This is a genomic window from Actinoplanes sp. NPDC051405 (assembly GCF_055586185.1).
In genome coordinates this window covers 1-22,814 of sequence record NZ_JBVJIR010000040.1, presented here as the reverse complement: position 1 = coordinate 22,814, position 22,814 = coordinate 1, and the positions used below count along the sequence as shown (strand labels likewise).

At 71.0% G+C, this 22,814-nt stretch carries 25 protein-coding genes and 1 riboswitch; of the genes, 10 read left to right on the top strand and 15 right to left on the bottom strand.

The window, feature by feature from the left end:
* The first annotated feature begins 138 nt into the window (after nt 1–138).
* On the top strand, nt 139–1,191 hold the full coding sequence (locus ACZ6S4_RS44400; RefSeq protein ID WP_465480665.1) for a lactonase family protein: 1,053 nt from the start codon (nt 139–141) through the stop codon (nt 1,189–1,191).
* Between the two features lie 182 nt (nt 1,192–1,373).
* A complete protein-coding gene (locus ACZ6S4_RS44395) occupies nt 1,374–3,074 on the top strand; it encodes a VWA domain-containing protein (RefSeq protein ID WP_465480664.1) in 1,701 nt (566 codons plus the stop codon).
* Nucleotides 3,075–3,127: 53 nt separating this feature from the next.
* On the opposite strand, the gene ACZ6S4_RS44390 is transcribed toward ACZ6S4_RS44395, so the two are convergent.
* A complete protein-coding gene (locus tag ACZ6S4_RS44390; protein WP_465480663.1) occupies nt 3,128–4,261 on the bottom strand; it encodes a PP2C family protein-serine/threonine phosphatase in 1,134 nt (377 codons plus the stop codon).
* 50 nt (nt 4,262–4,311) lie between these two features.
* Between ACZ6S4_RS44390 and ACZ6S4_RS44385 the strand changes: the two genes are divergently transcribed.
* Nucleotides 4,312–4,788, top strand: a complete 477-nt coding sequence (locus ACZ6S4_RS44385) for a MarR family winged helix-turn-helix transcriptional regulator (protein ID WP_465480662.1) — start codon at nt 4,312–4,314, stop codon at nt 4,786–4,788.
* Nucleotides 4,789–4,906: 118 nt separating this feature from the next.
* Here the strand turns inward: ACZ6S4_RS44385 and ACZ6S4_RS44380 are convergent, their stop codons facing one another.
* Nucleotides 4,907–5,971: an ROK family protein gene (locus ACZ6S4_RS44380; protein WP_465480661.1), complete on the bottom strand. Its 1,065-nt coding sequence runs from the start codon at nt 5,969–5,971 to the stop codon at nt 4,907–4,909.
* Between the two features lie 197 nt (nt 5,972–6,168).
* On the opposite strand from ACZ6S4_RS44380, the gene xylA reads away from it, so the two are divergent.
* The 3 genes from xylA to ACZ6S4_RS44365 are packed head-to-tail and all read left to right on the top strand — an operon-like array spanning nt 6,169 to nt 10,210.
* Nucleotides 6,169–7,356, top strand: a complete 1,188-nt coding sequence (xylA, locus tag ACZ6S4_RS44375; protein WP_465480660.1) for a xylose isomerase — start codon at nt 6,169–6,171, stop codon at nt 7,354–7,356.
* A gap of 22 nt (nt 7,357–7,378) precedes the next feature.
* Nucleotides 7,379–8,794, top strand: a complete 1,416-nt coding sequence (xylB, locus tag ACZ6S4_RS44370) for a xylulokinase (RefSeq protein WP_465480659.1) — start codon at nt 7,379–7,381, stop codon at nt 8,792–8,794.
* A 9-nt stretch (nt 8,795–8,803) separates the two neighbouring features.
* Nucleotides 8,804–10,210, top strand: coding sequence for an MFS transporter (locus ACZ6S4_RS44365; RefSeq protein ID WP_465480658.1), 1,407 nt, complete (start codon nt 8,804–8,806; stop codon nt 10,208–10,210).
* Here ACZ6S4_RS44365 and ACZ6S4_RS44360 read toward each other — a convergent pair.
* The 7 genes from ACZ6S4_RS44360 to ACZ6S4_RS44330 all read right to left on the bottom strand — a co-directional run bounded on the left by ACZ6S4_RS44360 (nt 10,188) and on the right by ACZ6S4_RS44330 (nt 15,587).
* Nucleotides 10,188–11,819: a glycoside hydrolase family 13 protein gene (locus ACZ6S4_RS44360; RefSeq protein WP_465480657.1), complete on the bottom strand. Its 1,632-nt coding sequence runs from the start codon at nt 11,817–11,819 to the stop codon at nt 10,188–10,190. The genes ACZ6S4_RS44365 and ACZ6S4_RS44360 overlap by 23 nt on opposite strands.
* A 37-nt stretch (nt 11,820–11,856) precedes the next feature.
* Nucleotides 11,857–12,576, bottom strand: a complete 720-nt coding sequence (locus tag ACZ6S4_RS44355; RefSeq protein ID WP_360825909.1) for an HD domain-containing protein — start codon at nt 12,574–12,576, stop codon at nt 11,857–11,859.
* Between the two features lie 43 nt (nt 12,577–12,619).
* On the bottom strand, nt 12,620–13,546 hold the full coding sequence (locus tag ACZ6S4_RS44350; RefSeq protein ID WP_465480656.1) for an MHYT domain-containing protein: 927 nt from the start codon (nt 13,544–13,546) through the stop codon (nt 12,620–12,622).
* Nucleotides 13,547–13,750: 204 nt separating this feature from the next.
* Nucleotides 13,751–13,894, bottom strand: a complete 144-nt coding sequence (locus ACZ6S4_RS44345; RefSeq protein WP_465480655.1) for a GPGG-motif small membrane protein — start codon at nt 13,892–13,894, stop codon at nt 13,751–13,753.
* Between the two features lie 112 nt (nt 13,895–14,006).
* Nucleotides 14,007–14,750 (bottom strand): metallophosphoesterase family protein, encoded by a 744-nt coding sequence (locus ACZ6S4_RS44340; RefSeq protein WP_465480654.1) that lies wholly within the window; start codon nt 14,748–14,750, stop codon nt 14,007–14,009.
* A complete protein-coding gene (locus ACZ6S4_RS44335) occupies nt 14,747–15,001 on the bottom strand; it encodes a hypothetical protein (protein ID WP_360554983.1) in 255 nt (84 codons plus the stop codon). Before ACZ6S4_RS44335 ends, ACZ6S4_RS44340 begins: the two co-directional genes overlap by 4 nt.
* 1 nt (nt 15,002) lies before the next feature.
* Nucleotides 15,003–15,587 (bottom strand): nucleotidyltransferase, encoded by a 585-nt coding sequence (locus tag ACZ6S4_RS44330; protein WP_360825900.1) that lies wholly within the window; start codon nt 15,585–15,587, stop codon nt 15,003–15,005.
* A 127-nt stretch (nt 15,588–15,714) separates the two neighbouring features.
* Here ACZ6S4_RS44330 and ACZ6S4_RS44325 point away from each other — a divergent pair, with 127 nt between their 5' ends.
* Nucleotides 15,715–16,569 (top strand): dTMP kinase, encoded by an 855-nt coding sequence (locus ACZ6S4_RS44325; protein ID WP_465480653.1) that lies wholly within the window; start codon nt 15,715–15,717, stop codon nt 16,567–16,569.
* On the opposite strand, the gene ACZ6S4_RS44320 is transcribed toward ACZ6S4_RS44325, so the two are convergent.
* Nucleotides 16,566–17,246 carry an SDR family NAD(P)-dependent oxidoreductase gene (locus ACZ6S4_RS44320; protein ID WP_465480652.1) on the bottom strand — a complete coding sequence of 227 codons (681 nt, stop codon included), beginning with the start codon at nt 17,244–17,246 and terminating at the stop codon, nt 16,566–16,568. The genes ACZ6S4_RS44325 and ACZ6S4_RS44320 overlap by 4 nt on opposite strands.
* Nucleotides 17,247–17,795: 549 nt before the next feature.
* Between ACZ6S4_RS44320 and ACZ6S4_RS44315 the strand changes: the two genes are divergently transcribed.
* Complete coding sequence (locus ACZ6S4_RS44315) at nt 17,796–18,797, top strand: sigma-70 family RNA polymerase sigma factor (protein ID WP_041840672.1); 1,002 nt, start codon at nt 17,796–17,798, stop codon at nt 18,795–18,797.
* Nucleotides 18,798–18,881: 84 nt separating this feature from the next.
* Here the strand turns inward: ACZ6S4_RS44315 and ACZ6S4_RS44310 are convergent, their stop codons facing one another.
* The 3 genes from ACZ6S4_RS44310 to ACZ6S4_RS44300 all read right to left on the bottom strand — a co-directional run bounded on the left by ACZ6S4_RS44310 (nt 18,882) and on the right by ACZ6S4_RS44300 (nt 21,030).
* Nucleotides 18,882–19,808, bottom strand: a complete 927-nt coding sequence (locus ACZ6S4_RS44310) for a C40 family peptidase (protein WP_465480651.1) — start codon at nt 19,806–19,808, stop codon at nt 18,882–18,884.
* Between the two features lie 47 nt (nt 19,809–19,855).
* Nucleotides 19,856–19,990, bottom strand: a riboswitch (cyclic di-AMP (ydaO/yuaA leader).
* A gap of 210 nt (nt 19,991–20,200) precedes the next feature.
* Nucleotides 20,201–20,527 carry a DUF3817 domain-containing protein gene (locus tag ACZ6S4_RS44305; protein ID WP_465480650.1) on the bottom strand — a complete coding sequence of 109 codons (327 nt, stop codon included), beginning with the start codon at nt 20,525–20,527 and terminating at the stop codon, nt 20,201–20,203.
* Between the two features lie 41 nt (nt 20,528–20,568).
* The gene (locus ACZ6S4_RS44300; RefSeq protein WP_465480649.1) at nt 20,569–21,030 is read right to left on the bottom strand and encodes a hypothetical protein; all 462 of its coding nucleotides are present in this window, start codon (nt 21,028–21,030) and stop codon (nt 20,569–20,571) included.
* 89 nt (nt 21,031–21,119) lie between these two features.
* Between ACZ6S4_RS44300 and ACZ6S4_RS44295 the strand changes: the two genes are divergently transcribed.
* Both ACZ6S4_RS44295 and ACZ6S4_RS44290 read left to right on the top strand, forming a co-directional pair.
* Entirely contained in the window at nt 21,120–21,377 is a 258-nt protein-coding gene (locus ACZ6S4_RS44295; RefSeq protein ID WP_465480648.1) for a DUF6158 family protein, read from the top strand.
* A gap of 16 nt (nt 21,378–21,393) precedes the next feature.
* Nucleotides 21,394–21,963, top strand: a complete 570-nt coding sequence (locus ACZ6S4_RS44290; RefSeq protein ID WP_465480647.1) for a DUF1360 domain-containing protein — start codon at nt 21,394–21,396, stop codon at nt 21,961–21,963.
* A gap of 62 nt (nt 21,964–22,025) precedes the next feature.
* Here ACZ6S4_RS44290 and ACZ6S4_RS44285 read toward each other — a convergent pair whose 3' ends face one another.
* Both ACZ6S4_RS44285 and ACZ6S4_RS44280 read right to left on the bottom strand, forming a co-directional pair.
* Complete coding sequence (locus tag ACZ6S4_RS44285; RefSeq protein ID WP_360827039.1) at nt 22,026–22,208, bottom strand: hypothetical protein; 183 nt, start codon at nt 22,206–22,208, stop codon at nt 22,026–22,028.
* Between the two features lie 45 nt (nt 22,209–22,253).
* Nucleotides 22,254–22,451 (bottom strand): hypothetical protein, encoded by a 198-nt coding sequence (locus ACZ6S4_RS44280; RefSeq protein ID WP_433725699.1) that lies wholly within the window; start codon nt 22,449–22,451, stop codon nt 22,254–22,256.
* Nucleotides 22,452–22,814 lie beyond the last annotated feature (363 nt).

Sequence of the window (22,814 nt, the reverse complement as noted above, 5' to 3'; positions counted from 1 at the left end):
CGGCGGAGGAAAACCAGCAACCGACACACAGTCCCCCCGACGGGCTACCCAGCTTGGGGGGGGGGGGGGGGGGGGGTTTGGGGGGGGGGGGGGGGGTGCCCCCCCCCCCCCCCCCCCGCCCGTGATTGGATCTGGGGCATGGGCGCGAATCACGAGTACGTCTTCCTCGGCTGCTACACCGGTGAGAGCGGCGGCGAGGGGGAGGGCATCGCGCTGTTGCGGCGTGACCGGGTCACCGGCGAGCTGACCCGGCTGGGTGTCGTCGCCCGTACCCCGTCGCCGTCCTTCCTGGCCCAGCACCCCCGGCTGCCGGTGCTGTACGCGGTCAACGAGCTGGACGCGGGCACGGTGAGCGCGTTCGCGATCGCGGAGGACGCGTCACTGACCCCGCTCGCCGTGCAGTCCACCGGTGGCTCGGCCCCGTGCCACCTGGCTGTCTCGGCCGACGCCCGCCACCTGCTGGTGGCCAACTACCTCAGCGGCGACGTGTCCGTGCACCCGCTGGACGCCGACGGTGTGCCGGGCGAGCGTTGTGACCTGCTCCGATTCGAGGGGCACGGTCCGGTCGCGGACCGCCAGGAGGGTCCGCACGCGCACATGGTCGCGCCGGATCCGAACGGCCCGGACGTGCTGATCTCCGACCTGGGTTCGGACCGGGTGTGGCGGGCCCGCCTCGACCCGGTGTCCGGCCGGTTGACGCTGGTCGGCGCCGCGATCGTCACCGCGCCTGGCACCGGTCCGCGCCACCTGCGGTATTCCATCGACGGGGCGCTGCTGCTGGTCGGCGAGCTGACCGGCGACCTGACCTGGTACCGACCGGACACTTCGGACGGCAGTCTGCGGCTGGCCGGCGGGGCGGCGAGCAGCTCCGACAAGTCGAACTATCCTTCGGAGCTGGCGACCGGCCGCGACGGCCGCTTCGTGTACGTGGGCAACCGCGGCCCCGACACGGTCTCGGTGTTCGCCTGGGAGCCCGACGGCGGCACGCTGATCGCCGAGGTGGCGACCGGTGGGCAATGGCCCCGGCACCTCGCCCTGCTGGGGGATCACCTGTACGTAGCGAACGAGCGTTCACAGAACGTCACGATCTTCCGGATCGACCCGGACACCGGCATCCCGCGGTCTCAGGGCGAGCCGGTGGCCGAGGGAAGTCCGACGTGCGTGCTGCGCTGGAATCGGATCACCGACTAGCCTGCACGGCCCGGATTGGCTTCATCACGGAACGTGAATTAGGTACGGGAAAACCCCAATCCGAGTAACTTTCGTCCGAACGTATATGGCATTCGCGTCTCCTACTGCGCAGTATGGAGCGCGTGTCAGGCCGCCATCGCAGAAACTTCAATCTCAGAGGAGCCGGCGTCGTCGCATCAGCGATGGCGATCGTTGTCGTCCTCGCTGGTTCCTGGCTCGGCTATCAGAGTCTCGCCGCGGACAAGTGCTCCGGTCAGATCAAGCTGACCGTCGCTGCCGCTCCCGAGATCGCCCCCGCCGTGGACCGCGCTGCTCAGCAGTGGAGTTCCGGCGGTGCCAGTGTCAACGGAACCTGTGTCGCCGTGAACGTGACCGGCGTCAACCCCGCGACCACGGCCTCGGCCCTGGCGCTCAAGCACGGTGTCACGCTCACCGGTCTTCCTCCGGCGGGTAAGTCGTCGCTGGTCCCGGACGTGTGGCTGCCGGACTCGTCGACCTGGCTGCTGCGGCTGCGCTCCGAGGCCTCCGGCTTCGTGCCCACCGACGGCAAGTCGATCGCGCGCAGCCCGGTCGTGGTGGCCATGCCGGAGCCCGTCGCCCAGCAGGTCGGCTGGCCCGACAAGAAGCTCGCCTGGTCCGACCTGCTGACCAAGATCACCACAGGCAACTCGCTGCGCACCGGCATCGTCGACCCGACCCGTGACGCGGCCGGACTCGCTGGTCTGCTGGCCCTGGGCAGTGCCACCGGCACCGATCCGGCGGCCAAGGCCACCCAGGTCGGCGCCCTGCGCGCGCTCGCCGCCGGCAGTTCCTCGCTGCGCGACGACCTGCTGCAGAAGTTCCCGCGCTCGCTCGACGCGGCCGACCTGGCCAGCAGCATCAGCGCCGCGCCGCTGTCCGAGGAGGACGTGGTCGCGTACAACGCGGAACGCCCCGAGGTGAAGCTCGCCGCGCTCTACCTCGAGCCGACGCCGCCCGCGCTGGACTACCCGTACGCGGTCATGCCCGAGGTCGACCTGACCAAGGCGGCGGCCGCGACCGGTCTGCGGCAGGCGCTGGAGCAGCCCAGCTTCAAGAACGAGCTGGCCGTCGCGGGCCTGCGGGCCGCCGACGGCACGGTCGGCAACGGCTTCGCCGCTCCGGTCGGTGCGCCGCCGGCCTCACCCGCCGCGGCGAAGCCCGCCGGTGGTTCCGAGGGCGCCGCTGCGGCGGGCCTGGACGCCGGCGCGCTCAACCGGGCGCTGGGCAGTTGGGCGGCGATCACCCTGCCGGGCCGCGCGCTCGCCGTCTTCGACGTCTCCGGTTCGATGCTCACCAAGGTGCCGACGGCCGGTGGCCTGACCCGCGCCGAGGTGACCAGACGGGCCGCGGCCCAGGGCCTCGCCCTGTTCGACGACAAGTGGGCGGTCGGCACCTGGATCTTCTCCACCGAGCTGGTGGGTAAGCAGCCGTGGAAGCAGATCGAGCCGATCAGCCCGCTCTCCTCACGGCGGGCCGCGCTGGCCGCCTCGATCCAGAAGATCCAGCCCAAGGAGGGCGGCCAGACCGGTCTCTACGACACGGCGCTGGCGGCCTACAAGAACGTGCAGGACAGCTGGCAGGGCGGCAGGGTCAACTCGGTGCTGCTCTTCACCGACGGGGCCAACAAGAACCCCGACGGCATCAGCCGGGCCACCCTGGTCGCCGAGCTGAAGAAGCTGGCCGACCCGACCCGCCCGGTGCGCCTGGTGATCATCGGTATCGGCAACGAGGTCGACCGCGGCGAGCTGGAAGCGATCGCCAAGGCGACCCGCGACGGCGGCGTGTTCGTCGCGCCCGACCCCGCGAAGATCGCCGACATCTTCCTCGAGGCGATCTCGTCCCGCTCGGGCGCCAAGAGCTGACCCGCTGAAAGGCACCACGGCCGCCGGTTCCCGCGAGGGAGCCGGCGGCCGTCTCAGTTCGTCGTGCCGCCGGTCCAGTCGAGGCAGACGGCCACCGCGTCGTCGTCCAGGTCGCCGCCGACGAAGGCCCGCAGATCACCCAGCAGCGAGCGGATCGCCTGCAACGGTGCCAGCGAACCGGTCCGCCGGACGAACCGGTGCAACGCGGACTCGCCGTAGCGGCTGTTCTCCTTGGCGGCATCGAAGACGCCGTCGCTGACGATCAGAAGCCGGTCGCCGGGGCGCAGCGTGAAGGTCTGCGGCCGGTACTCCGAGGTCTCGAACATGCCGAGCGGAAACTGCGCCTCCAGCGGCTCGTCCAGCACGTCGCCGTGGCGCAGCACCATCATCCGCGGCGAGCCGGCATCCACCGCCTGCACCACCCCGGTCCGCAGGTCGAGCTCCAGCAGCAACGTCTCCACGTGCAGGGCGCCGCGATGCTGGGCGAAAACCGCCTGATCGGCGAGGGCGGCCTGGTCGGCCAGCGCCAGCCCGGCGCGGCGGGCATTGCGCAACGCGTACGTGGCCAGCGACGTCAACAGAGTGGCGTTCATCCCGTCGCCGTGGCCGTTGAGAACGTTCAGGTAGAGCCGTCCGTCCTGCTCGGCCCAGTCGAAGCTGTCGCCGTGCACCGCGTACGACGGCTCGAGCTGCCCGGCCAGGCTGAACGAGAGGCCGGTGCGGCTGCGCCCGGGCAGCAACTCCCACTGCATCTCCGCCGCCAGCGTGAGGCGCCTGGTACGGGCGGCCACCGCGTACCGGTCCGTGCCGGCGGCTGCCGCCTGCAACTCGTGCGCGAGCATCGAGGCGACCTCGGCCACCTCAGCCCGCGTGGCCTCCGAGTCGGGCGCCGGTGTGAAGCGCAGCACCCCGATCCGTTCGCCGCGCGCGGTGACCGGCACAAACCCGGTGTGCCCGGCGACGACCTCGGCCTGGTGGTCGAACGAGCGCCACGCCGGATCGCCGGCCCGGGTGACCGGTGGGCCGTCGAGCAGCGGCAGCAGGGTGGCCAGGCGGTAGTCGACCAGCAGCAGGTCGAGGTCGGTCACCGCGTACTCCTTGGCGACCGTCTCCACGAGGCACTCGACCAGGCGATCGGCCGGCGCGTCGCGCAGCGCGCGCCGGACCGCGGTCAATCGGTCGGACACGGTTTCCACCCCTCGACAGCCTCCGGCGTACGGGTAGTCTCTGCTGCACCATGGCCGAACACCATGGGCCGGATGGGCCGGACCCGATGCGCGCCGCGGCAGTCGACGACGCCGCGCCCGCACTGCTGGCCACGTGGGATGCCGCCCGCCAGCGGGCCACCCCGTTGCTCTCCGGCCCCCAGCTGAACGCCCTGCTCGTGGTCGAACGCGAGGAGGGCATCAACCTGCGCGGCCTGGCGACGCAGCTGCGGATGATCCTCTCCTCGGCCAGCCGGCTCTGCGACCGCCTGGTGGCCTCGGGCATGGTGGAACGCGCGCCGGGCCGGGCGGACCGCCGCGAGATCGCGTTGTTCCTGACACCGTCGTCCCGCCAGCTGCTTGAACACCTGCGCACCACCCGCCGTGAGCTGCTGACCGACGTGCTGCAGCGGATGACGCCGGCGGGCCGGGCCTCGCTGCTGCGGGGCCTGGCCGAATTCGCCGCCGCGGCTGATGAGGCGCCGGGCTCCACCGCCCGCTCGGCCTGAGCTTACGGCCGCCACCGGTCCGGCGCGGGCTTGGTCGCCGCTACCGGCAGGGGTAGCGGGCCAAATTCCTGGGTCGCCTCCGGGTAGGCGGTGCCGCAGCGATCCGCGCGGCCCAGAATCACGGCCGGCGGCGGGCCAACCAAGCCGCGGGATCGTCGAGGACGCCACGCAGCACCGACCCGGCCGCCCCCAGCATCGCCGCGTCCGGCCCCAGCGCCGCAGCCCGCAGCTCCACCGGCGACCAAGCGGCGGTGAGCACCCGCCGACCCGCCTCAGCCGCGATCCCGTCCCGCAACCAGGGCAGCAACGAGGCGTAACTGCCGCCGAGCACGATCGTCCGAACATCGAGCAGATTGACCACAGTCGCGACAGCCATGCCCAGCGCGGCACCAGCCGCCGTCAGCGCGGCCAGTGCGTCAGGCTTCCCGGCCGTCGCCGCAGCTGCCAGTGCGCTGACCGTGCCCACACCGGCGGCGCGCAGCACAGCCTCCTGCCCGGCGTACTGCTCAAGGCACCCCCGAGCGCCGCACCGGCAGCCCGGCCCGTCGGAGTTGATCGGGATGTGCCCGATCTCCCCGCTCCAGCCACGGGAGCCCCGATACAGCGCCCCGTCGAGCACGATGCCGGCGCCGATGCCGATCTCGCCGCTGACGTAGACGAAGTCCTGGGGGAGTTCGCCGACGTCGAGCTCGCCCAGCGCGGCCAGGTTGGCCTCGTTGTCGACGGTCATCGCCAGCCCGTCGGGCAGGTCTCCGACGGTGACGTCCTGCCAGCCGAGGTTGGGGGCGATCCGCACCACGCCGTCGGCGGCGACCAGGCCCGGCACGGCGAGGACCGTGCCGGCCACGGTCAGCCCGTCCGCCTCGGCGAGCGCCCGGGCCCGGGCAGCGAGCCGGCCCAGCCCGGCGAGCGCGGTCTGCGGATCCTGGAGGCGCTGGTCACCGGGCTCCACCAGGCGGTGCCGGATCGCGCCGGTGAGGTCGACGACACATGCGCCCCGGTAGTCGACGTTGATCTCCAGGCCCAGCCCGGCCGGGCCGTCCGGCGCGACGACCAGGCCCACGGCGGGCCGTCCAGCTCCGGTGCGGGGCGCCGGCTCGCGTTCGGTGAGCAGGGCGCCGGTGACGAGGTCGTCGACGAGCGCGGAGACGGTGGCCCGGGTGAGTCCGGTGGCCGCGGACACCGATGCCCGAGATATCGGATCTGGGCTGTTCGCGACGGTTCGCAGCACCAGCGCGAGATTATGGGCCCGCACGCTCGATTGCCGGACCGGGGATCCCATAGCGCTCATCATCCGGCCCGTCACACCCTTGACAATGCCACACCACAGCCAAATAATTCAACCAATAAACAAATCAGTCCTGTTACGTGGAGGTAACCGTGTCGGTCCAGCCCACCCGCGAAGACAAGTTCTCCTTCGGTCTCTGGACCGTGGGCTGGACTGCCCGTGACCCCTTCGGTGACGCCACCCGCGCCGACCTCGACCCGATCGAGGCGGTGCACAAGCTCGCCGACCTCGGGGCGTACGGCATCACCTTCCACGACGACGACCTGGTGCCGTTCGGGTCCGACGCGCCCACCCGCGACGGGATCATCGCCAACTTCAAGAAGGCCCTCGAAGAGACCGGCCTGATCGTGCCGATGGTGACGACCAACCTGTTCACCCACCCGGTCTTCAAGGACGGCGGCTTCACCAGCAACGACCGCACCGTCCGCCGGTACGCGCTGCGCAAGGTCCTGCGCAACATGGACCTCGCCGCCGAGCTGGGCGCCAAGACGCTGGTGTTCTGGGGCGGCCGCGAGGGCGCCGAGTACGACGTCGCCAAGGACGTCCAGGCCGCGCTCGACCGCTACCGCGAGGGCCTCAACCTGCTCGCCCAGTACTCCGAGGACAAGGGCTACGGCCTGCGCTTCGCCATCGAGCCCAAGCCCAACGAGCCCCGCGGCGACATTCTGCTCCCCACGGCCGGGCACGCCATCGCGTTCATCAACGACCTCGAGCGCCCCGAGCTGTTCGGCATCAACCCCGAGGTCGGCCACGAGCAGATGTCGAACCTCAACTACACCCAGGGCATCGCCCAGGCGCTGTGGCACGGCAAGCTCTTCCACATCGACCTGAACGGCCAGCACGGCCCCAAGTTCGACCAGGACCTGGTCTTCGGCCACGGCGACCTGCTCAGCGCGTTCGCCACGGTGGACCTGCTGGAGAACGGCGGACCCGGCGGCGGTCCCGGCTACGACGGGCCCCGGCACTTCGACTACAAGCCCTCCCGCACCGAGGACTACACGGGCGTGTGGGAGTCGGCCAAGGCCAACATGCGCATGTACCTGCTGCTCAAGGAGCGCGCGGCGGCTTTCCGGGCCGACCCGGAGGTGCGGGCGGCACTGGAGGAGGCCAAGGTGCTGGAGCTGTCCAAGCCGACGCTGAACGACGGCGAGAGCTACCAGGATCTGCTCAACGACAAGAGCGCCTTCGAGAACTACGACGTCGACGCGGCCGGTGCCCAGGGCTACCACTTCGTGAAGCTGCACCAGCTCGCCATCGACCACCTGCTGCGCGCACGCTGATCTTCGACGGAGAATGAACCCCATGACGCTGGTAGCCGGGATCGATTCCTCGACACAGTCCTGCAAGGTGGTCATCCGTGACGCCGAGACCGGCAAGCTGGTCCGGCAGGGACGGGCGACCCATCCCGACGGGACGGAGGTGCATCCCGACGCCTGGTGGTCCGCGCTGCAACAGGCCATCGACGAGGCCGGGGGTCTGGACGACGTGGCGGCCGCGTCCGTCGCCGGCCAGCAGCACGGCATGGTGGTTCTGGACTCCGACGGCGAGGTCGTGCGCCCGGCGCTGCTGTGGAACGACACCCGCAGCGCCGGGGCCGCGGCCGACCTGATCGAGGACCTCGGCGGCGGCGACGCCGGCCGCCGGGCCTGGGTCGACGCCGTCGGCATCGTGCCGGTGGCCAGCTTCACGCTCACCAAGCTGCGCTGGCTGGCCCGGCACGAGCCGGCGGCGGCCGAGCGGGTGGCGGCCGTCTGCCTGCCGCACGACTGGCTGACCTGGAAGCTCTCCGGTGCGCAGGGCCTGGACACCCTGCGCACCGACCGCAGCGACGCCAGCGGCACGCTGTACTGGTCGGCCAAGGCCAACGAGTACCGGCACGACCTGCTCGAGCTCGGCTTCGGCCGGCGCCTGCTGGTGCCCGAGGTGCTCGGCCCGACCGGGATCGCCGGTCACCTGCCCAACGGCGCGCCGCTCGGTCCGGGTGCCGGCGACAACGCCGCGGCCGGCCTCGGTGCGGGGGCGCTGCCCGGTGACGTGATGATCTCCATCGGCACGTCCGGCACGGTGTTCGTCTCCTCCGACGTGGCCCCCGACGACCCGAGCGGCACGGTTGCCGGCTTCGCCGACACCACCGGCCGGTTCCTGCCCATCGTCGTCACGCTGAACGCCGCCCGGGTCCTCGACGCGGCGACCCGGCTGCTCGGGGTCGACCACGAGGAGCTGTCCCGGCTCGCGCTGTCCGCGCCCGCGGGGGCGGACGGGCTGGTGCTGATCCCGTACCTGGAAGGCGAGCGGACCCCGAACCGGCCGAACGCGACCGGTGCCGTGCACGGCCTGACCCTGCGTACGTCGGACCCGGCGCACCTGGCCCGGGCCGCGGTCGAGGGCATGCTGTGCGCGCTCGCCGATGGCCTGGACGCCCTGGTCGCCCAGGGTGCGACGGCCAACCGCATCGTGCTGGTCGGCGGCGGCGCCCGCAGCGAGGCGGTCCGCCGCATCGCGCCCGCCCTCTTCGGCCTGCCGGTGCTGGTCCCGCCGCCCGGCGAATACGTCGCGGACGGGGCCGCCCGCCAGGCCGCGTGGGTCACGGTGGGTGGTGACGCGCCACCGACGTGGTCCGCCGAGACCCCCGAGGTGTACGAGGACAGCAGCGCCCCGATCATCCGGGAGCAGTACGCCGCCGCCCGTGACGCGGTGATCGACAGGGTGTCCCGTTAACCTCGTCGCGTGAGATGGCGGGGAGGACCGGCGCATCGCGCGTACAGCGTGATCGTCTTCGTCGTCCTCGCCTCCCTGGACAACGTCGCGATCAACCTGGTCCCGCCGCTGTACGGCAGCATCGCCGACGACTACGCCGTGAGCGAGGGCCACATCGCCCTCGCCACCACGGTGATGTTCCTGATCAGCGCGGTCGCCGCGATCGCCTGGGCGTACGCGGGGGACCGCCTCGACCGCAAGCCGGTGCTCATCGCCGGCACCCTGATCTGGGTGGCCGGCACCGCCTGGTCCGGCCTGGCCGGCAGTTATCCGTCGTTCCTGCTGTCCCAGGTGCTGGCCGCGATCGGGCTGGGCGGGGTCGCCAGCGTCAGCTTCTCGGTGGTCAGTGACCTGATCTCACCGCGGCGCCGGGGCCTGGTGATGAGCTTCTGGGGCCTGTCGCAGGGCGTCGGCACCCTGGTCGGCACGCTGCTGGCCGGGGTGCTCGGCTCGGCCGACTGGCGGCGGCCGTTCGTGGTGGTGGCCGTGGCCGGCGTGCTCGCCACGGTGGCGTACGTCTTCACCTTCGACGTGCCGCGCGGGGACAGTCAGCCGGAGCTGGCCGGCGTCGAGTACGACGAGCGGATCCACCACGACCACCTGCCCCGGATCCTGCGCCGCCGGACCAACATCTGGCTGATCCTGCAGGGTCTCACCGCGCAGATCGCGTTCGGGTCGCTGGTGTGGCTGCCCGTGTTGTTCCGCTCGCGTGCCGAGGATCAGGGCTACACGACGGCCACCGCGGTGATCGTGGGCAGCGTCTTCGCCACGTTGTTCCAGCTCGGCGGGGCCCTGTCGATCCTGGGCGGGCTGATCGGCGACCGGCTGCAACGCCGTACCCCGCGGGGCCGGGCCCTGGTCGCGGCCGTGGGCGTCATCGCCGCCGTGCCCTTCTACGTGGTCCTGTTCTTCGTGCCGTTCCGCATCGACGTGCCGGACGGCGGCAGCGCCGGCGACGTCGTGCTGGCCATCCTGGGGCAGGTCCTCACCGAGCCGACGGTCGGGCTGAGCCTCGCCACCGCCATCTTCGCGCTGGCCCTGACCTCGGCCAACTCCCCGAACTGGTTCGCGCTGATCGCCGACGTCAACCCGCCGGAGCACCGCGGCACCGTCTACAGCCTGGGCAACCTGGTCAACGGCGTGGGCCGGGCCGGCGGCAACGCCCTGGTCGCGCTCGTCTTCCGGCAGCTGGCCGGGGCGTTCCCGCCGCCGCTGAACTACGCCGTCGGCCTGGCCGCGTTCCAGTTGTTCTTCATCCCGACCGGCGTCATGTACTGGCTGGCCAGCCGGACGGTGGCCAGGGACATGGCGGACACCCATGCGGCCCTGGCCACCTACGGCAAGCGGGAAGAGGTCAGACCCGCGCCCACACAGTGACGTCCTGCGGCACCCGGCCGTCGTCGGTGAGCGGGCCGCTGGTCAGCTGCACCCGGGCGTTGAGTGGCAGCTCGGCCGGCGCGTCGCCGAAGTTGGTGAGCACCAGCAGGCCGCCGTTGCGGAACGCCAGCACGTCCGCCGGGGTGTCCACCCAGCGCAGCGTGCCGGTGCCCAGGCCGTGCTCGGCGCGCAGACGCAGCGCGGCCCGGTAGAGCTCGTACGTCGAGCCGGCCACGCCGCGCTGGCGGTCCAGCGCGTACTCGGCCCACACGCTGGGCTGCGGCAGCCAGCTCGCGTCGGCCGGTCCGAAGCCGTACGACGGGGCGTCGGCCTCCCACGGGATCGGCACCCGGCAGCCGTCGCGACCGCGCTCGGCGTGCCCGGAGCGTTCCCAGGCCGGGTCCTGGCGGTATTCGTCGGGGATCTCGGTGGCCTCCGGCAGCCCCAGCTCCTCGCCCTGGTAGAGGTACGCCGAGCCGGGCAACGCCAGCATCTGCAGGGTCGCCGCGCGGGCCCGGCGCAGGCCCAGCGCCACGTCCGGCTGCGGGTCGCCGATGCCGATGCCGTGCTTGCGGGGCTCGCCGACCGGGTAACCCAGCCGGGTCGCGTGCCGCACCACGTCGTGGTTGGAGAGCACCCAGGTGGTGGGGGCGCCGACCGCGGCATTGGCGGCCGTGGTGCTGTCGACGACCTTGCGCAGCGGGTCGGCCGACCACGGGGTGTCGAGATATTCGAAGTTGAACGCCTGGTGCATCTCGTCCGGCCGCACGTAGCGGGCCAGCCGGTCGGCGGGCTGCACCCACGCCTCGGCGACCAGGATGCGGCCGCCCTCGTACTCGTCGAGGACCGCGCGCCACTGCTGGTAGATCTCGTGCACGCCGTCCTGGTCCCACATCGGCGGCGGCGGGGCACCCTCGGGCGCGAGGCCGCCGAGGATCTCACCGGCGTACTGCCAGTCGGCGAGCTCGGCGTCCTTGATCAGGCCGTGCGCCACGTCGACCCGGAAGCCGTCGACGCCGCGGTCGAGCCAGAACCGCAGCACGGAGACGAACTCCGCCCGTACGTCCGGGTTTCCCCAGTTGAGGTCCGGCTGCGAGACGTCGAACAGGTGCAGATACCACTGGCCGTCGCTGACGCGTTCCCAGGCGGGCCCGCCGAAGACGCTCTGCCAGCCGTTCGGCGGCTCGCTGCCGTCCGGGCCGCGGCCGTCGCGGAAGATGTAGCGCTCGCGCTCCGGGCTGCCGGGCGCGGCGGCCAGGGCGGCCCGGAACCAGGCGTGCTCGTTGGAGGTGTGGTTCGGCACCAGGTCGACGATGACCTTCAGCCCCAGGGCCCGCGCCTCGCTGATCATCTTGTCGGCGTCACCCAGGTCGCCGAAGCGCGGATCGACCGCGCGGTAGTCGGCCACGTCGTAGCCGGCGTCGTGCTGCGGCGACGGATAGAACGGCGACAGCCACACCGCGTCCACGCCGAGCTCGCGCAGGTCGCTCAGACGGGCCGTGATGCCGGGCAGGTCGCCCATCCCGTCGCCGTTGCTGTCGGCAAAGGAACGCGGATAGATCTGGTAGATGACGGCGCTGCGCCACCAGTCGGTCTCAGGGGATGGCATCTCTCCAGGCTAACGGCGGCGGGGCGCCGGACCGTGGTCAGCCGTCCAGAATCGCGGCGAAGCGTTCCTCCGCTAAATCGAGTTGGTCCAAGATGTGGTCCTTCGCGGCGACGGACAGCGGGGTGTCCGGGCGCCCGACCAGCTCACGCAGCTTCGGCACCAGCGGCCGGTACTTGATGGCCGAGCTGCGAGCCTTGTCATATGTGGTGTGGATGACCCCGACGCCGTTGTCGGTGAAGTCGGAGATCTTGATGATCCGGGCCCACGGGTCACGGTCCAGATTGTCGGCCACGTGGGCCCGGTACTGCTCGTGCTTGTCGCGTTCCGGGTCGTACTCCGGGTTGGTCACCGACCGGACCAGCTCGGCCATCCGCGGGTTGAACCGCCGGGCCAGCTCGGCCACCGCGGCGTCGGTCAGCGTCTGGTGCCCGAGCGTGGGGTCCAGGCCGGCCAGCTCGGCCGGATGGTCCTCGACGGCGTCGTGCAGCAGGGCCGCCGTGAGCACGTCCACGTCCCGGATGCCGTAGTAGCGGATGATCCGGATCGCGACCCGGAGCAGATGGTTCAGGTACGGCTCGCGGACCCGCCGGTCGTCGGCGTGCAGCCGGGCCGCCAGCTCCAGCGCCTCCTCCAGCTGCCGCCGGTCGTCGGGCGGGAACTCGAGCAGTTCGAGGGAGAACCGCTCGCGCAGACCCGCCTCGCCGTACACCTCGGTGATCGCGTGCAACGGCATCGACAGCAGCATCCTTGGCGCCATGCCGATCAGGTATACCGGACGCGGCCGCCGCGTGGGTCCGCGATCAGGAAGGGACGTCGATCAGCGGCTCGTCGAGCAGCGGCTTGGGGCGCAGCGGGACCGGGCGCGGCGAGGGCCGGGTGCCGGGCGACGGGCGGCTGCCGGGGGCGCGCCGCATGGCCGACATCGACGCCTGCTTGAGCGACCAGGGGTTCTCGGCGTGCATCCCGCGGCGCGGCACCCCGTCGCCGAAGGTGAACTCCTCGTCGGTCATCGCCTGCAGGGCGCTCAGCGCGACGCCGAGGATGAGGGCGGCGCTGACCAGCGTGATCGGCACGATCATCAGCAGCGGCTTGATGCCGCTGACGGCGGTGGAGACGGTCGGGCTGAGCTCGACGGACATGCTGGCCATGCCGGTGTAGTGCATGCCGAAGACGGCCATGCCCATCAGAAAGGCGGCGCCGGTCATCGCGCCCATGCCCTTGACCGAGACGGCGAACCAGAGCGCGGCGGCGCAGGCGACGACCGCGATGATCGCGGACGCGGCGACCAGGACCGGGTTGAAATGGATCTTGCCGGACACGTGCAGCCCGGCCATCCCGGTGTAGTGCATGGCCAGCACGCCGATACCGGTGAAGAAGCCCGCCACCGCGATCTTCGGCAGGCTGCGCCGGCCGTGCCCGACGACCATCAGCCCGAGGCCCACGGTGACCACCGACAGGCCCAGGCTCGCCATGGTCACCCAGGGGTTGTACCGCACCGGGCTCTGCGGCACGTCGAAGCCGAGCATCGCGGTGAAGTGCATGAGCCAGATGCCGGCGCCGCCGATCGAGAAGGCCGCGATGACCAGCCAGCGGTTGCGGCGGCTGCGGGAGCGGGCGCTGCGCGCCCGGCCGGTGGCGAGCAGGCCGAGGAAGGAACCGAGAACCGCGACCAGGTACGCCGCGATCGGGTTGAAGGCTCCGTAGGTGAAGTGATGGACCTCGGCCACTTTGTCGTCACGCCCTCACGAACATCGGGAACAGTTCGCTGAGGATTGAGCCATAGGTCCGATGTGGGACATCGCACCTCGTGTGCGTCCCGCTACGCAAAGAGAACCGGGGCCACCGTATGACTGCCTGCGAGAGGTAGCCATACGGCAGCCCCGGTGCGGTCGTCGTGACCGGTCAGGAAACTGCCGGGGGGTAGGAGGGTTTTAACTGAAGATGCTGACGCCGCCGGGGCCGACGAGAAGACCGACGACGATGAGGACAACGCCCCAGAGGATCTGCCGCCGGAACAGCGCGAGGATGCCGGCGACCACGAGGATGACTGCGAGGATCCAGAGCAAAAGTTCCATGTCGATCTGGTACCCGAGCGCCGAAAATCCAAAACCTGGGGTCCCGGCAACCACATCGGCCCCGTTCCTGCCCTCGACGGGGCGGGAACGGGGCCGGTCGGCCACCGCGACGTCAGACGGTCGCGAGACCGGCGTCGACGTCCTCCGAGAGCAGCTGGTAGACGTTGTACGCCTGCTTGATCACCGGGTGCGCCACGTTGCGGACTGGCACGCCGCCGGGCGTACGGCCCCGCTCACTGCCGTGGTGCGCGTGCCCGTGCAGGGCCAGCGCCGTCGGGGCCGAGTCGATCGCCTGACCCAGCAGGTACGACCCCAGGAACGGATAGATCTCGAGCGGCTCACCGACCAGCGTCTCGGGCACCGGGGCGTAGTGGGTCAGTGCCACCAGGGCATCGCAGTCGAGCCCCCGCAGCGCCGCACCGAGCCGCTCGGCGATCGCCTCGGTCGTACCGACGAAATTCTTCATCTCGCGCTCGCCGAACGAGCTGGCGCACGCCCCGGCGAACCCGCCGCCGAAGCCCTTGGCGCCGGCGATGCCGAGCCGGTGACCGTTGATCTCCAGGACGGTCGCGTCGCCCTCCAGCACCGTCATGCCGGCGTCGCGGAGCACCTCGCTGAGCGCGTCCTGCTGGTCACTCTGGTGGTCGTGGTTGCCGAGCACGACGACGACCGGTACGCCCAGGTCGCCGAACTCGGTCGCCATGCACTTGGCCTCCTCGACGGTGCCGTGCCGGGTCAGGTCCCCGGCGATCAGCAGCGCGTCGGCGGCACCGGGCAGCTGTTCGAGTGCGGGCCGGTAGCGGCCCAGGACGTCCTTGTCGACGTGGACGTCGCCCACGGCGGCGATCCGGATCATGAGATCTCCTCCACCTCGCTGGGCGCCGCGGCGCGCACGATGCCGATGTCGCAGGCGATCTCCACGTCCGGGAAGTTCGCCGTGATCTGCCGGCAGATCTCGTCGCGCCGCTGGGCGCTCTCCACCTCGCCGCCGAGCACCAGCAGGTGCTCGCGACGTTGCAGGGTGATGCCCTGCTCGGCGATCGCGCCGTTCTCGGTGAGCAGGCGCTGGATCTCCGCCTCCACGTATTCGTCGAGCTGTGGTGTCATCTCAACCCCCCACTGTCAGACGTGCTTCCCCCGGCTGTGCGACCACGTCCAGGCGGTCGAGCAGGACCAGGAACGCCTCCGCGTACGGCGACTTCGCGGTCTCCTCGCGGACCCTGTCCCAGTCGATCTGCTCGCGCAGGGACCGGGCGACCGGCAGGCCGGTGGCGAAGTCGCAGTAGTGCTGGGTGTAGCTCAGCAGCTTGTGCACCATCAGCTGGGTCGCCGACAGCACGGGCATGTTGATCGCCTCGACCGGGCGCATCACGGTGTCCCGCAGCGTGGCGTCGGTCACCGGCGACTCGACCGGGCGGTAGATGAGGTCCACCATCCGGCCCTCGTCGAAGACCTTGACCAGCCAGTCCTCAGGTGGCTGCTCCACCTCGAAGCCGACCGCGGACAGCTCCTCGAGCGCCCGGGCCTTGTCCTGCTCGCGGATCAGGAAGTCGACGTCGTGATCGCTGGAATGCCCGCCGTGGGCGTAAACCGCGAAGCTGCCGCCGAGCGCGAACGGGACTTCCGCCTGTTTGAGCACGGAGGCAACCCGTTTGAGCGTGTTGACCAGGCCCTCGTCCACCCGGTGCGGCATGGCGGTCTCCCTGCGTCGATTGATGTGCGTTTGGCACTTCCGGTCTACCCGGAGCCGGATGCCTTCACACCAGCAGCACGCCTCGGGCCGGAACCGAGCGTGACTGGCCCGGGTACCGTTGGTGGGTATGGTCCCTGACCTCGGTTCCGCCCGCCCCGCTTTCGACGATCAGCACCCGGTCCGGCACCACCCGGTCACCGCCGTCCGCCCGCTGCGCACGGTGGCGCTGGTCGGCATCGACGGCTCCGGCAAGACCACCCAGGCTCACCAGCTGGCGACCGCCCTGGCCGCCCGGGGCCTGCCGGCGACGTACCGGCGCAACGCCGGCGGCCGCCGCTGGTTCGGCCGGCTGGCCACGGCGCTGGGCCGGCGCGACGGCGAGCACCTGCTCGGCCGTAAGGCGATGCTCTTCGTCGAGTCGGTGCTGCGCTGGCTCGCGATCCTGCGCACGCTGCTGCGCCGCACGGTCACGGGCGAAATCGCGATCATGGACCGGTACGCCGTCTGCCAGTACGCGAGCATCCGCGCGCACGCCAAGACCCCCCGCCCCGAGCGACTGAACAGGGCCGAGCGCCGCGCCCGCCTGGCCTACCGGGTGTTCCCCGCGCCGGACGTGACGTTCCTGCTGGCCGTGGATCCCGCCGTCGCGTACGAGCGGATCGAGCGGCGAGGCTACGACCACGAGGAGATGGACTACCTGCGCGCGGCTACCGCTGCGTACGAGTCCCTGCCCGAGCACCCCACCTTCGTGGTGATCGACGCGAACGGCACTCCGGAGCAGGTGCAGCAGGCTCTGCTGGACCATCTGCGGGCGTGGCTGCCCGCGCCGGTGCCGGCGGTGGTTCCGCTGCCCCGGGTGCCTTCCGGCTCGCGGGGACCGGCGACGATGCTGGTCGCCCACGCCCGGGCGCTGCTGGTGACCGTGGCGACCCTGGCCGCGGCCGCCTCGGTGCTGACCTACCAGCTGGCGGAGGGCTTCTAGGCCCGGCCGTAGACGGGGATGGCGGCACCGCTGGTCGGCGCCGAGCCGTCCCCGGCCAGGAAGCCGATCACCTGGGCGATCTCGGCCGGGGTGACCCAGCGGGAGAAGTCGGCGGCCGGCTGGGCGGCCCGGTTGGCCGGCGTGTCGATGACGCTGGGCAGCACGGTGTTGCAGCGCACCCCGCTCTTCTTGTATTCGACGGCGACCGCGTTCGCGAAGGCGAGCACCGCGGCCTTGGCAGTCGCGTACCCGGCCGCTCCGGCGAACGGGGCGACCGCCGCGCGCGACGAGACGCACACCACCGAGCCGCCGCCGGCCGCCACCAGGTGGGGCAGGGCGGCCGCGGTCACCAGGTACGTCGGGCGCAGATTGGACCGTAGGATCGCCTCGAAGTCCTCGATCGGCGTCTCGTGCACCAGCCCGCCGCCGGCATATCCGCCGGCCAGGTTCACCACCGCGCGCAGCGGTGCGTCGGACTCCGCGGTTGCGACGGCCACCGCGGCGGCGACAGCATCGGGGTCGCTCAGCTCGGCCGTGACCGAGACCACATCTTTCGGCAGTCGATCGGCACCGGCCCGGACCGGGGCGACGACGCGCCAGCCCTGATCGCGCAGCACATCGAGGATGGCCCCGCCGAGCCCGCCCGCTCCACCCGTAACCAGCACACTGCGCTCCATACCGTGAACCGTAACGGTGTGTTTTGCGTCACGGTCGCCGGGACTCGATGGAACGGCCGGGGCGGCCCGCCGAACGGCCGTCATTCCCGCGTGGGTCACCCGTACGGGCGAGTGAACTGGGGCTTGTCGTGCCGCATCGTGGCAGGTGGTCCCGTTCGCGGTCGGCGACGGGAGCTTTCGCCGTGGCGTTTGGGTCAAGCCGGACGGCAACCTGTCGATGCTGGACGTGAACCCAATCGGCTACCAGCCCGTACTGGGTAGTGATGAGCATCGCAGCGGAATCCGTGATGCCCGTCGCTGTGACGAAGAGGGGCCGATGGTGTCATGAAGCGGGCACAGGGTATGCGTCTCATCACGCATCCACCGGCGGGTGCTGCTCCGAATACCTCTGCGAGAGCCCTCTTCAGTAAGTATGCACGCGGCTCTCAGCTGATGCTCAGACACTCGTGACACTTTCGACTCACCAGCCGGAATCAGCGCAGGGCGCCAACTGTTCAGGTATGTGTCAGCACCGCAATGCATGAACTGCGGACGTTACGGGGAGGGCTGATGGACGCAGGTATTGCCCGTAACAGGGTTAGTGAAGGCAATGAGGGGACCGTGGGCAACGTGGAGAAGAACACCGTGATGAGGACCGACCAGGTCGCCGAGGAGCGCGACCTCGTCGGAGTCTACCTGCACGAAATCTCCCGGACGCCGCTGCTGGATGCTGCCAGGGAGGTCGACCTCTCCAAGGCAATCGAGGCCGGCCTCTACGCCGAGCACCTGCTCGACACCGGCGAGGTCCGTCGCGGCGTGAGCCGGGAAGAGCTGGAGCGGCTGGTCACCGAGGGCAAGCGGGCGAAGGATCTCTTCATTCGCGCCAACCTGCGACTGGTCGTGTCGATCGCCCGCCGTTACGTGCGCTCGGGCATGCCGATGCTCGACCTCATCCAGGAGGGCAACACCGGCCTCGTGCGCGCCGTCGAGAAGTTCGACTACGAGCGTGGCTACAAGTTCTCGACCTACGCGACGTGGTGGGTCCGCCAGGCCATCAGCCGGGCCATCGCCCAGCAGGAGCGCACCGTGCGCCTGCCCGTGCACCTGGTCGAGGACGTCAACCGGATGCGCAACGTCACCCGCCAGCTCGTCCGCGAGCTCGGCGCCGACCCGGAGCCCGCGCAGGTCGCCGCGGCGCTGGGCGTGACGGTGGAGCGCGTCACCGAGCTGACCCGCTGGGCCCAGGACACCGTGTCCCTGGACACCCCGGTGGGCGACGACGGCGACACCAACCTCGGCGACCTGGTCGCCGACAGCGACGCGCCGTCGCCCGAGGAGATCGTCCTGACCGCGCTGGAGCGTCAGCGCATCGAGGGACTGCTGAACCACCTCGACGACCGTTCGGCGGGCATCATGCGCGCCCGGTACGGCCTCGAGGACGGTCGCGAGCACTCGCTGACCGAGGTGGCGTCGCGGTTTTCGCTCTCTCGGGAGCGCATCCGCCAGCTGGAGATCCAGGCGCTCGGCCGGCTGCGTGAGCTGGCCCGGGCCGAGGGCCTGCAGGCCGCGTAAGGCAACCGCCAGTACGGCGAAAGGCCGGTGACCCCTCAGGGGACACCGGCCTTTTCTCGTGCCTGCTGAAGCGGGTGACCCGGCTCAGGTGACCCGGCCGTAGCCGTTCGGGGTCATGATGTCGATCGTGCGCTTCTTGACGGGCTGGCCCGCGCGGGAGGCGTCGATGATCTGGCCACCGCCGACATAGATGCCGACGTGTCCGTTGCTGCGGTAGAAGACCAGGTCGCCCGGCTTGAGCTCGGACCGCGAGATCCTGGTGGTCGCGCTGTACTGCGCTGCGGCGTTGTGTGGCAGCGACTTGCCGGCGGCCCGCCAGGCGGCGGAGGTCAGGCCCGAGCAGTCGTAACCGTTCGGCCCGTCCGCGCCGTAGTCGTACATGACGCCGAGGGCGTTGTAGGCGAAGGTGACGGCCTTACCGGCGGAGCCCGCGATGGACGGGATGTTGCCGGTGTACTTGCTGGCCTTCTCGGTGGGCGAGCCGTAGGCGGCGGTGCGCATCGCGTACAGCTTCTTGAGGTCGCCCTCGATCTTCTTCTTGCGCGCGTTGAGGGCCTTGGCCTCGGCTTCCTGCTTCTTCTGCGTCGCCTTGAGGGCGGCCTGGCGCTCGGCGAAGTTCTCCGTCGTCGCGCGGTACTCCGCGATGTCACGGCCGCGGCTGCGGGAGATCTGCTCGAGGATGCTCATCCTGTCCATGAGGTTGTCCGCGCCCTCGAGCACGACGTTCATGGTGCCGATGTTGCCGGTCTTGTACGCCGACGCCGCGATCGCGTCCATCTGCGTGCCGGCGGCCTCCAGCGCGGCCTTGGCCGGGGCCAGCGATGCGGCCAGCTTCTTTTCCTGGTCCTTGGTCTGCTTGAGGCTGATGTTCATCTTGTTGTACGACTCGACGACGTCCTCGAGCTGATCGGACGCCTTGTCGATCTTCTTCGTCAGCTCACTCGTCGACGGTTCCGCGTGTGCGGCGGTCGCGGTGGTGCCGGTGATCGCGATCGCCAGGGCGGCAACCACCAGCGCACGGAGCCTCGTGCGGGCGTGTGGCAACGGTTTGTGGCCTTTCTTCCGCTCGGGCCGCCTACCGGGTTAGCTGACGGGTTCGGGGCGGGAAGAAGGCCCCTACCGCTCGCGCGGATTCACCCCGGTGCTGCTTCGGTTGGTTCCCCGGTTCGTCGTGGCGGAGGCGGTGACCGTGGGGGATCTGGTCGTCCGTTTCCGCCGGCGAGGATTCGGCGGCGTTGGCCGGCGCCACCGAGGGTGTGGCTGCGGACCGGACCAACCGCATTAACTTATCGGCGCGCGGCATTAACACAAGAGCCCGAAGAGTGACTTGCGCCAATGATCACAAATAAGAGAATGATCCCGATAACGGCGGGCAACAAATCCGTTCCGCAGCGTTACTTTTTCTACTCTGCCATGGCCGGCGGCGAAGTGCGCGTGGCCGGGACCCACTTGTGCGAGACGACCCGTTCGGCCCAGAAGGAGAGGAACGGGATCGTGCCGGCCAGCATCACCAGCAGCATCCGGCCCAGCGGCCAGTGTGCCCGGCGGCTCAGGTCAAAGGCGGCGACCAGGTAGACCATGTACAGAAAGCCGTGGAACGGGCCGATGGTGGCCACCACGGTGTCGTTGTCACCCAGGTACTTCAGCGGCATGCCGACCACCACGAGCGCGATGAGGACCACGCCGACGATCCAGGCGATGATCCGGTAGCGGGTGAGGGCTCCCTGCATAGTGCACGTCCTTGAACTCGCTGGAACTGGGCGGTCTGGACTCAGCCGGCGCTGGCGCGACGGCCGGGATAGTCGCTCGGCCGGGCTCCGGGGTGGGCGGCCAGCCAGCCGAGGTAGTCGTTGTAGGCGGCGAGCTCGGGATCGTCGTCGTCGGCCGGCGCCACCTGCGCCACCGGTACGCGGACCGGGCGGCGCACGGTCACCGGGGCGTCCTGCCGGGGCACGGGCTGCTGCGCCGGCTGCTCCTCCGACTGCGGCTCGGCCTCTGCCGGCCCGTCCTGCTCGGCGGCGCGGGCGGCGCGGCGCTCCTGCTGGACCTCGCGGTACCAGATGAACACCACGAAGACGGCGAACACCGGCCATTCGAAGGTGTAGCCCCAGCTGAGCGAATTGCCGCCGGTGGCCCGGCTGAACTGCCACCAGCCCAGGGCCAGGAATCCGGCCACGAGCACGAGCGCCAGGATGTGGCGCGCGATCCACGCGGGGGTCCACAGCCCTTTCATGTCCCTCAGCGTACCGGCGGGTTTGGCGGCAGGGCGCACGGGCAACCCCTTGCAGCAAGCACTGAGCGACCGAGGAAGGGAGCGCCGTCATGACCGACGCCCGGCTCGACTCCGCCGGCGACGAGACCGTCGTCTCCGAGAACGGCATCGACCCCGCGGGGCTGGCCGACGACGATCTGTTCCGTGAGCTGGCCAGCCTGCACCGCACCCGGCTGCAGACCCTGCGACACGGCCCGGACGCCGCCCTGGCCAACCATCTGCGGCGGACCGAGGAGCTGGAGAACGAGTACCTGTCCCGGTACGCCGGCCGTGAGGTCGATCCCGGCCGGCTCACCCAGGACTTCTGAGAGGAACCCGGATTTCATGATCTCCTCGGTACGCGGCCGGCTGAACCGGCTGCGGCGGGACTACGCACCCCACGAACACCGGCCGCTGGACGGTTACGTGGCCACGATGGGGGCGTTTGGACTGCTCGCCGGCAGCCTGGCCGCCGCGGCGAAGCTGACCGCGCGCCCCGTACCGGATCGCCCGGCCACCGCCGACATCGTGCTGATCTCCATCGCGACGCACAAGCTGAGCCGGCTGATCGCCAAGGACGCGATCACCAGCCCGCTGCGCGCGCCGTTCACCCGCTATGCGGCGCCGGCCGGCAGCGGTGAGATCAACGAAGAGGTACGCGACCAGGGCAGCACCCTGCGCCACTCCGTCGGTGAGCTGCTGAGCTGCCCGTTCTGCCTGGCGGTGTGGGTGGCCACCGGGCTGACCAGCGGTCTGGTATTCGCACCCCGGCTGACCCGGCTGGCGGCCACCGTTTTCACCGCGACGGCCGCGTCCGACTTCCTGCAGATGGCGTACTCCCTGGCCAAGGAGGCCGCGGAGGGTGACCACCAGAGCGACGAGGAGGACCGGCCGGCGCTGGCCCAGGCGGCCTGATCCCGGCACGAGGAAGCCCCCGGCCGCTCGGCCGGGGGCTTTCCGCTGTCTGGGTGATGCGGTCAGGGCGGGCCTTCGCGCTCCAGGCCGGACCAGCCGCGCGAGCTTTCTTCCTCGCCCTTCTCGCCCTCGATGACCTCCCGGTCCACCGCGGTGTCGGAGTGTTCGCCGGCGAAGTCGCTGTCGCCGTCCGGTACGGCTTCCTCGTCGCCGAAGGCCGGCAGGCGTTCGTTCTGCTGGGTCATCTCGCTCCTTGGTCGGGCATCGAGGTCGTCGGGGCTCCGACGGGATCAGGTGTCCAGCGCCCGCAGCGCCTCGGCCGCCTCGTCCTGGGCGTACTCGCCCTCGGGCAGCGCGTCGATGCGGGTCAGCGCGGTGGCGGGCAGGTCGGCGGCGATGGCCCCGCGCTGCAGGTCGGCGCTGCTGAGCCGTTCCTGCCCGGTGAAGGCCTCGTCGAGGTAGTCGTCCAGTACCTGGAAGTCGCTCACGCTGCTTCGTCTACCCGGGGGCGGGGTCGTCAAACGGTGTGGCCTGAGTCACAACTGCTACCGGAATCGGGGGGCCCGGCCGACGGTTGGATCAGATGTCGGTGTGATCAGTGTCCCCGGGCCTCACCCTTTGCCTTCGCGGATTACCGTTCGGCTGGAGCCGCGTTGAGCCTTTCGCCGAGAGGCGACCTGCACACCGACATCTGCGATCGCGGGGGGGGCGGGGGGGGGGGGGGGGGGGGGGTGGGGGGGGGGGGGGGGGGGGGGGGGGGGGGGAGGGGGGGGGGGGGGGTGGGTTCCACCCGTACGCCTAGCGCGGGGGCCGCGTTCTTAGCCATCTCCAGCAGGGACAGGCGGGGGCCG

Coding starts and splice junctions, on each gene's coding strand:
- ACZ6S4_RS44345 (WP_465480655.1), bottom strand. CDS start 13,894: ATGGAACTTTTGCTCTGGATCCTCGCAGTCATCCTCGTGGTCGCCGGC.
- ACZ6S4_RS44320 (WP_465480652.1), bottom strand. CDS start 17,246: ATGGAGCGCAGTGTGCTGGTTACGGGTGGAGCGGGCGGGCTCGGCGGG.
- ACZ6S4_RS44395 (WP_465480664.1), top strand. CDS start 1,374: ATGGCGATCGTTGTCGTCCTCGCTGGTTCCTGGCTCGGCTATCAGAGT.
- ACZ6S4_RS44305 (WP_465480650.1), bottom strand. CDS start 20,527: ATGCAGGGAGCCCTCACCCGCTACCGGATCATCGCCTGGATCGTCGGC.
- ACZ6S4_RS44360 (WP_465480657.1), bottom strand. CDS start 11,819: ATGCCATCCCCTGAGACCGACTGGTGGCGCAGCGCCGTCATCTACCAG.
- ACZ6S4_RS44290 (WP_465480647.1), top strand. CDS start 21,394: ATGATCTCCTCGGTACGCGGCCGGCTGAACCGGCTGCGGCGGGACTAC.
- ACZ6S4_RS44330 (WP_360825900.1), bottom strand. CDS start 15,587: ATGCCGCACCGGGTGGACGAGGGCCTGGTCAACACGCTCAAACGGGTT.
- ACZ6S4_RS44295 (WP_465480648.1), top strand. CDS start 21,120: ATGACCGACGCCCGGCTCGACTCCGCCGGCGACGAGACCGTCGTCTCC.
- ACZ6S4_RS44335 (WP_360554983.1), bottom strand. CDS start 15,001: ATGACACCACAGCTCGACGAATACGTGGAGGCGGAGATCCAGCGCCTG.
- ACZ6S4_RS44340 (WP_465480654.1), bottom strand. CDS start 14,750: ATGATCCGGATCGCCGCCGTGGGCGACGTCCACGTCGACAAGGACGTC.
- ACZ6S4_RS44355 (WP_360825909.1), bottom strand. CDS start 12,576: ATGGCGCCAAGGATGCTGCTGTCGATGCCGTTGCACGCGATCACCGAG.
- ACZ6S4_RS44400 (WP_465480665.1), top strand. CDS start 139: ATGGGCGCGAATCACGAGTACGTCTTCCTCGGCTGCTACACCGGTGAG.
- ACZ6S4_RS44315 (WP_041840672.1), top strand. CDS start 17,796: ATGGACGCAGGTATTGCCCGTAACAGGGTTAGTGAAGGCAATGAGGGG.
- ACZ6S4_RS44300 (WP_465480649.1), bottom strand. CDS start 21,030: ATGAAAGGGCTGTGGACCCCCGCGTGGATCGCGCGCCACATCCTGGCG.
- xylB (WP_465480659.1), top strand. CDS start 7,379: ATGACGCTGGTAGCCGGGATCGATTCCTCGACACAGTCCTGCAAGGTG.
- ACZ6S4_RS44385 (WP_465480662.1), top strand. CDS start 4,312: ATGGCCGAACACCATGGGCCGGATGGGCCGGACCCGATGCGCGCCGCG.
- ACZ6S4_RS44325 (WP_465480653.1), top strand. CDS start 15,715: ATGGTCCCTGACCTCGGTTCCGCCCGCCCCGCTTTCGACGATCAGCAC.
- ACZ6S4_RS44285 (WP_360827039.1), bottom strand. CDS start 22,208: ATGACCCAGCAGAACGAACGCCTGCCGGCCTTCGGCGACGAGGAAGCC.